Raw genomic sequence first — 7,604 nt, 5'->3', positions numbered from 1 at the left:
TTCTTGAGAAAAAGCCCCAACTCCCGGGTATATCCCGGTGAGTCGGGGCTTTTTCGCGTCCCGCAGCAGGGCCGGCGACGGGTGACGTACGGTTGCCTCCATGAGCAGTCCCGAGATCGCTGAGACATACGTCGTTCGCGCCATACGCGCCGAGGAGTGGCCCGCTGCGAAGGCGCTGAGGCTCCAGGCGCTCCAGGACCCAGTGGCACACCTCGCCTTCCTGGAGACGTACGACGAGGCCCTGGCCAGGCCCGACTCCTTCTGGCAGGAGCGTGCGGCCGGGGGTGCCGAAGGAGCGGCCGGCGCACATCAGTTCGTCGCGGAGGGGCCGGACGGTGAGTGGGTCGGGACGGTCACCGTGCTCGTGGAGGAGGCCGGTACGAAGGACTGGGCGGGGTTTCCGGTCGACCGGCGGCAGGGGCATGTCGTCGGCGTGTACGTGCGCCCCGAGCATCGGGGGTGCGGGCTGACCGAGGTGCTGTTCGACGAGGCCCTGGAATGGGCCTGGAGTCTCGGTGCCGAGCGGGTGCGGCTGATCGTGCACGAGGACAACGGCCGGGCCCAGGCGTTCTATCGGAAGGCGGGGTTTGTGCCGAGCGGGGTCACCGTGCCGTTGTCCGGGGCCGGCGACGAGCGCGAGCTGGAGATGGTGATCGAGCGGCCGTAGACGGCCGCCGGTGACGACTAGACGGGCAGCTCGTACTGGGGCCAGCGGCTGCGGGCCTGTTCCCTGGAACGGAGGAGGGCCAGGGTCGGCAGGCCCTGAGCCGGTCCCGCCGTCAGGAGATCCGGGAGCTGGGGCAGCGGGGCCACCGCTGCCACGTCGTCCAGGACGAAGGTGAGTGGTGGGTCGAGGCGACCGGAGGATGACCGTTCGGCCATGCGGCGGCCGCGCTCGACCACGCTGGAGGCGAGGGCCGTCAGCAGCGGCATGGCGCCGGGGTGCTGGCGGGGGTCCTCGATGGATTCACCGACCACATAAAGTGTGCCCCCTTCGTTGACGAAGGAATCCAAGGCGAGGCTGTCATTTCGATTGGGTGTGCATGCCTCGCGGATATTGACCGTGAAGAGCGAGGACAGTGCGCGGGCGGTCAGTTCCTGTGCCACATCCCTGCGTTCGGGGTGCGAGGTCAGCGCGGCCTCCAGTTCGCCTGCCGCGCCGGACGACGCCTTGGGGTTCGTCCGCAGGGCGCGGACGGCCTCCTGGACCTGCGTGCCCTGGGCCCAGCGGTGGATGTGCCGGATGGTTCGGCCCTCTATGGCGGCGGCGTGCAGATAGCTCCGCAGGAGCGTTTCCGCCACATCGGCCACCGCCTCGTCGATGCGGGCCGTGGGGCGGACGGGGGCGAGCAGCGCCACAGCGCGTGCGGCTGCGGTCGCCTTGTCCTCGCAGCCGGCGGACGGCGACCAGTGCAGCCGGGCCGGGGTGTCGCACAGGTGGGAGGGGTCGTAGAGGAGGACGGGGCCCAGCTTGGCACGGGCGTCCTTGGTCTCGGACCACAGGGCGGGGCTGGAGGTGATGACGAGCACCGGCCCCTCCGCGTCGCGCACGGCCTGGGCGGCGACGGGATGACGGATGTCCGGGCCGCCGAGGACGACCGAGGGCGCCCTCGGGGGGCCGGGGACGGGAGGATCAGGGGTGCCGGGGGCCGCGAGTGCGGGGGCTACGGGCAGGGCCTGTTCGACACCTGCCGTGGAGGGAACCGGGCCGGTGGCCGGTGTCGGCGGTCGCGTACCGAGGTGCTCGGGGAGGGGTGCGGCGGCCGGAGCCGCGGCAGGGTAGGGGAACGAGTGCGGGGCACCGGCGGTGAGTGAACCGGCCGCCACGCCGGGCACCGCCCCCTGCGGTCTCCCGGTCGTCGCTCCGTGCGGTCCCACGGCCAGGTCCTCGTGCGGTCCCACGGCCCCGTCGCCGTGCGGCGTACCGGTCGCCGCCTCCGCCTTCCTGCGGGCCCGTACCGCCTTCCACCGTGCCACCGTGCCGATCGCGAACACCGTCAGCACGAACAGCACCATCAGTTCGCTTATGAACAGGCCCCAGAACAGCCCGTATCCGGGGAGCTGGTCCGGTGGTGTGTCCGGCCACGCGCTCGTGATGTCGTGGGGTTCGGTGATCAGGTGGCGCATGGCCACCGGGGTGCTGCTGATCCGTACGCCGTGCGGCCAAGCGCCCCGGGCGAACCAGCCCGCGAGTCCCGTGGCCGACCACACCATCACCGTCACGCCGAGCAGGAAGGCGAGCAGTCCCACCAACAGCCCGTCGGGGATACCGCCCTGGCCTTCCTGCCGCCGTTCCTGCCGCTCCATGCCTGGTCTCATCGGGACTCCAAGAACCCCATGTCGCCCATGTCCCTACGCCACCGTGGTCTCGGACGAGCCGTCGAGATCGCTCAGTCGTTGTTCGACGAACGCCGCCGCGCGTTCCTCCGCCTCGAGTTCCGCGGCGTGCAGCGCGTCGTCCTCCAAGCGGTCGCTCGACGACTCCGTCATCGCGCGGTCGGTGAAGACCAGCGGCCGTTCCATCTCCGTGACGAGGTGTTTGACGACCTGTACGTTGCCGTTGACGTCCCACACAGCGATACCGGGGGTGAGCGTCGGGATGATCTCCACAGCCCAGCGCGGCAGGCCGAGGACCCGGCCCGTCGCCCGTGCCTCGTCGGCCTTCTGGGCGTAGATCGTCCTGGTCGACGCCATCTTCAGGATCGCCGCCGCCTCTTTGGCCGCCGCTCCGTCCACCACGTCGCTCAGGTGGTGGACCACGGCCACGAAGGACAGGCCGAGGCGTCGGCCGAACTTCAGCAGCCGCTGGAACAGCTGGGCGACGAACGGGCTGTTGATGATGTGCCAGGCCTCCTCGACCAGGAAGATGCGCTTCTTCCGGTCGGGGCGGATCCAGGTGTGCTCCAGCCAGACACCGACGATCGCCATCAGGATCGGCATGGCGATGGAGTTGCGGTCGATGTGGGACAGGTCGAACACGATCAGCGGGGCGTCGAGGTCGATGCCGACCGTGGTGGGGCCGTCGAACATGCCGCGGAGGTCACCGTCGACCAGGCGGTCCAGGACCAGGGCCACATCCAGACCCCAGGCCCGTACGTCGTCCAGGGCGACGTTCATCGCCTCGGCCGACTCGGGCTCGGGGTGCCGTAGCTGTTCGACGATGTCGCTGAGCACGGGCTGGCGCTCGACGATCGTCTCGTTGACGTACGCGTGCGCGACCTTCAGGGCGAAGCCGGACCGTTCGTCCAGGCCGTGGCCCATCGCCACCTCGATGATCGTGCGGAGCAGGGCCAGCTGCCCGGTGGTGGTGATCGCGGGGTCGAGCGGGTTGAGCCGGATGCCGTGGTCCAGGGCCGCCATCGGGTCGAGCCGGATGGGTGTTATCCCCAGCTCCTCGGCGATGAGGTTCCACTCGCCGACGCCGTCCTCGCCCTGCGCGTCCAGGACCACGACCTGCCGGTCGCGGAACCTGAGTTGGCGCAGGACGTACGTCTTCTCCAGCGCCGACTTGCCGTTGCCGGACTCGCCGAGGACGAGCCAGTGCGGCGCCGGGAGCTGCTGGCCGTACAGCTGGAAGGGGTCGTAGATGTATCCCTTCCCGGAGTAGACCTCGCGGCCGATGATGACGCCGGAGTCGCCGAGGCCGGGTGCGGCCGTCGGCAGGTAGACGGCCTGGGCCTGGCCCGTGGAGGTGCGGACGGGCAGCCGGGTCGTCTCGACCTTGCCGAAGAGGAAGGACGTGAAGGCGTCGGTCAGGACGGACAGCGGATCCCGCATCAGGGCCTTACCTCCGAATGCCGGTGGCGAAGGGGAGCGTGTTCACGAAGGCCCGGTGGTGCTCGCGGTCGCACCACTCCAGCTTCAGATACGACTTGCCTGCCGAGGCACGGATGGTCCGCTTGTCGCGGGCCAGGGCTTCCGGGGAACGGGAGGAGACGGTGATGTACCCGACCAGGTTGACGCCCGCGGCGCCGCTCGCGAGGTCCTCGCCGCGCTGGTCGAGGCGGGAGTGGGCGGCGATGTCGCGGGGGTCGACGGTGCGGTTCATCTTGGCGGCGCGGCTCGCCTCCGCCTCGTCGTTGGTCTTCTCGGTGAGCATGCGCTCGATGGCGACCTCGGTGGGTTCGAGATCCATCGTGACGGCGACGGTGCGGATGACGTCCGGGGTGTGGACGAGGAGGGGCGCGAGGAAGTTCACGCCGACCGGGGTCATCGGCCACTCCTTGACCCACGCGGTGGCGTGGCACCAGGGGGCGCGGGTGGAGGACTCGCGGGTCTTGGCCTGGAGGTAGGTGGGCTCCGTGGCGTCGAGCTCGGCGGGCCAGGCGTTGCGCCGGGTCATCGCCTGGATGTGGTCGATGGGGTGGTCCGGGTCGTACATGGAGTGGATGAGGGAGGCGAGCCGTCCCTGCCCCAGCGGCTGCCGGACACGGATGTCGGCCTCCTGGAGCCGGGAGCAGATGTCCGTCAGCTCGCGGGCCATCACCACCGCGAGCCCGGCGTCCCGGTCGACCTTCTTGCCGCCCTGCGGCCGGGCGGCGCGCGCCATGGCCTGGGCCTCGGCGGCGAGCTCCCGGGTGTAGTGCATACAGGCGACGAGGTAGGCGCGGTGCTGCTCGCTGCTGGTGGACACCATGGACAGCAGCTGGTCGTAGGACTGCCTCAGCCATGTCGGCGAGCGCTCGTCGCCGCGCTGGGCGACGTCCTTGGCGTGCGCGTCCGGGTCGGCGGGCAGGGTGCGGGCCAGCATCTGGAGGCGGGTGACGAAGCCGTCGCCGTTCGCGACGTGCTTCAGCAGGGTGCCGAAGCGGTCGACGAGGGCCTCCTGGTCCTCGCTGTCGCGCAGGCCGACGCCGGGGCCCTCGATCTCGATCGCGGCGGTGACCGTCCTGCGGTCGGCGTGCAGGAGGACGGCGATCTCGTCGGGCCCGAAGGGGGCGGCGAGCCAGCTGATGCGCCCGATGCCCGGGGGCGGCCCGATCTCGACCTCGCGCCCGTCGAGCCGGGTGCCGGCCTCCATGGCCCCGGAGCGGTAGGCCGCGCCCTGGCGCAGGGTGCGCTTGTAACTGCGGTTGATCTCGAACCACTTGTAGAACGTGCGGTGCTTGTACGGCACGTACACGGCGGCCAGCGCGAGCAGCGGGAAGCCCATCAGCAGCACGATGCGCAGGGACAGGACGGGGACGAGGAGCCCGCACATCATGCCGAGGAACGCGCCCGCGATGATGAGCGCGATCTCGCCGGTCTCGCGGTTCCGGCCGATGATCGCGTTCGGCCGGGCGCGGCCGATCAGATATGTACGGCGGGGCGTGACCGGATGGGACACGTGGGACTCGGTCGTCAACGCCCTTCACCTCCCGTGCGGTTGGTACTGCTGTTGCGGGTGCTGCCGGCGTGTGGCGTCTGGGCCGGGCTGGTCCGGGGCGGGGGCGCGGAGGGGACGGCTCCGCCGCCGCCCGGAGTGCGGGTGCTGTGCGCGGCCACACCACCGGAGGCCGGGTTGGCGGGGCGGGGTGGCTGGGTGGCGCCCGCGGTAGCGCCGCCGTTGCTGTCGGCGCGGGTGCTGTGGGTCTTGATGCCCTGGGCGACGAGGGTCGCCGGGGAGCTGATGACGGCGGCGGCCTTGCGCTCGGCGCCCTGCATGATGCGGTTGTTGCGGGAGTTGACGATCTCGTCGCCGAAACCGGGCACGAACCGGTAGATCATGGCACTCGAGAAGATGGCGAGCAGGATGATGGCGAGACCGGAGACCACGGCGCCGAGGGCGTCGGGGCCGCCGTCGGTGGTCAGGGCGCCGGCGAGGCCGAGCACGATGACGATGATCGGCTTGACCAGGATGACGGCGATCATGATGCCCGCCCAGCGGCGGACGTGGCCCCACAGGTTCTTGTCGACGAGGCCGGAGTAGACGACGACTCCGAGCAGGGCGCCGACGTAGAGCAGGACGGCCCGGATGAAGAGTTCCAGGTAGAGGACGCCCGCGGCGAGGATCGAGACCAGCGACACGATGATCAGCATGATCGGCCCGCCGCCGATGTCGGTGCCCTTGCTGAGCGCGCCGGCGAACGCACCGAAGAACGTGGTCGTCTGGTTTCCGGTGGCTTTGGCCATTACGTCGCTGACGGCGTCGGTCGCCGAGACGACGGTGTAGAGGACCAGCGGGGTGAAGGCGGAGGCCAGCACCGTGAGCCAGAGGAAGCCGACGGCTTCGCTGATGGCGGTGCCGAGCGGAACACCGCGCACGGCCCGCTTGGCCACGGCCAGCAGCCACAGCACGAGGGTGAGGATGGTGGAGGCCGCGAAGACGATTTCGTACTGCTGCAGGAAGTGCGGGTTCGTGAAGTCGACGTTGGCGGTCTTCTGCACGGCCTCACTGAGCTTGTTGATGGTCGAGACGGCGGCGTCGGCGCAGCCCTTGGCGAGGGAGGAGAGGGGGTCGAGGGGGTTGTCGGGGGTGAGGGAGTTGCCGCCGGTGGGGCTGCCGGAGTTGCCTTTTTCGCAGTAGTCCTTGGCGGGGCCCCGGATGAGGTCGCAGGGGTCGTTGCTCGGCGACGGCGACGGCGAGGGGCTCGGCGCGGCGAGGGCGCGGGCGGCAAACAGTGTCATGGCTGTCTGCACGGCCGTGGCCGCGGCGGCGACCTGGAGCACGCGGCGCTTAGCGGGCATACGTGAACCCTCCGTACTCCTCGACGGCCTTGCTCATGTCGTCAGCGGTGGAGGCCTTCTGGTCGCGGCCGACCGGAACGGGCCCGTCCTTCTGCGTGAAGTCGGTGACCTTCCAGTCACTGTTGATCCACTTCAGCTGGTAGGTCGTGGTGTACCAGCTCTCGGACACCGGGTTGGTGGAGCCGTCGCCGGACAGACCGAAGAGCGACGTGTACCAGAGTTCGACGGTCGCGCTGTCGGAGCTGTACTTCGTGACCTTGGTGCCCACCGGGATGATCCGCGAGACGAACGTCTCGCCGCTGGGTGCCGTGCCGCTCTTGGTCAAGCCGATGTTGGCCAGGAATTTCTCGTTCGAGTACGCCTTGTCGAGAGCCGACTGGCGAGCGGCGGCTACGTCGGGGGCGTAGACGGCGTTGACGATGGCGTGCCGCTGATTGGTGTCGAACATGCCTGTGGAACCGAGCGCCACTCCATAGTTCGCCGCAGCCGACTCCGCCCCCTGCTGATCATGTGCGAAGCCCGAAGGGATCCCCCCGGTCTTCGACTGGACCGGGCGTGCGCCCGAAGCCGCCGTGGGGGCCGAGCCCGCTCTGGGCTCGCTGCCGTCCGCGGAGGACGAACCCCCGTCCCCGCGGTTCGCGAAGGCGATCGCTGCGATCAGGAGGACGACCACGCCGACCACCGTGACCAGGCTCCGGGACGAGGACCGGCCCCGCCGGGCTCCCCCGTACACGTCACCGCTCCGGCCGCCCGGCAGCCGGGTGCGGGTCTGCCCGACTCCGCCGTACTCCGTGTCGCCTCCGCCGGAGGCACCGTCACCGAGACTCACGCCGCGTACGCCCCCTTCAGCTGTTGGCCGTTTCGAACCGCGTAGAAGTACGACGGTAGCCGTGCTGGTTGCCGCGCGGACGCGGTGTGGTGACTCGACATCAGGGAAA

At 70.3% G+C, this 7,604-nt stretch carries 6 protein-coding genes; 1 reads left to right on the top strand and 5 read right to left on the bottom strand.

What is annotated here, in order from left to right; genetic code table 11:
* Positions 1–100: 100 nt before the first annotated feature.
* The gene (locus C3488_RS32720; RefSeq protein WP_103844508.1) at positions 101–667 is read left to right on the top strand and encodes a GNAT family N-acetyltransferase; all 567 of its coding nucleotides are present in this window, start codon (positions 101–103) and stop codon (positions 665–667) included.
* A gap of 17 nt (positions 668–684) precedes the next feature.
* Here the strand turns inward: C3488_RS32720 and C3488_RS32715 are convergent, their stop codons facing one another.
* From C3488_RS32715 to C3488_RS32695, 5 genes are read right to left on the bottom strand one after another with little or no spacing between them, the layout of a single operon-like run.
* Positions 685–2,319 carry a type IV secretory system conjugative DNA transfer family protein gene (locus C3488_RS32715; protein WP_103844507.1) on the bottom strand — a complete coding sequence of 545 codons (1,635 nt, stop codon included), beginning with the start codon at positions 2,317–2,319 and terminating at the stop codon, positions 685–687.
* Positions 2,320–2,352: 33 nt separating this feature from the next.
* Positions 2,353–3,777 (bottom strand): ATP-binding protein, encoded by a 1,425-nt coding sequence (locus tag C3488_RS32710; RefSeq protein ID WP_103844506.1) that lies wholly within the window; start codon positions 3,775–3,777, stop codon positions 2,353–2,355.
* 7 nt (positions 3,778–3,784) lie between these two features.
* Complete coding sequence (locus C3488_RS32705) at positions 3,785–5,344, bottom strand: SCO6880 family protein (RefSeq protein ID WP_103844505.1); 1,560 nt, start codon at positions 5,342–5,344, stop codon at positions 3,785–3,787.
* Positions 5,341–6,666, bottom strand: coding sequence for a hypothetical protein (locus C3488_RS32700; RefSeq protein ID WP_103844504.1), 1,326 nt, complete (start codon positions 6,664–6,666; stop codon positions 5,341–5,343). The genes C3488_RS32705 and C3488_RS32700 overlap by 4 nt, the downstream gene beginning before the upstream one ends.
* Positions 6,656–7,495, bottom strand: coding sequence for a hypothetical protein (locus C3488_RS32695; RefSeq protein ID WP_103844503.1), 840 nt, complete (start codon positions 7,493–7,495; stop codon positions 6,656–6,658). The genes C3488_RS32700 and C3488_RS32695 overlap by 11 nt, the downstream gene beginning before the upstream one ends.
* Positions 7,496–7,604: the final 109 nt, after the last annotated feature.

This window comes from Streptomyces sp. Ru72 (genome assembly GCF_002920635.1).
GTDB lineage: Bacteria > Actinomycetota > Actinomycetes > Streptomycetales > Streptomycetaceae > Streptomyces.
Note: the sequence above shows the minus strand (reverse complement) of the source record. Positions and strands in the feature narration are given on the sequence as shown.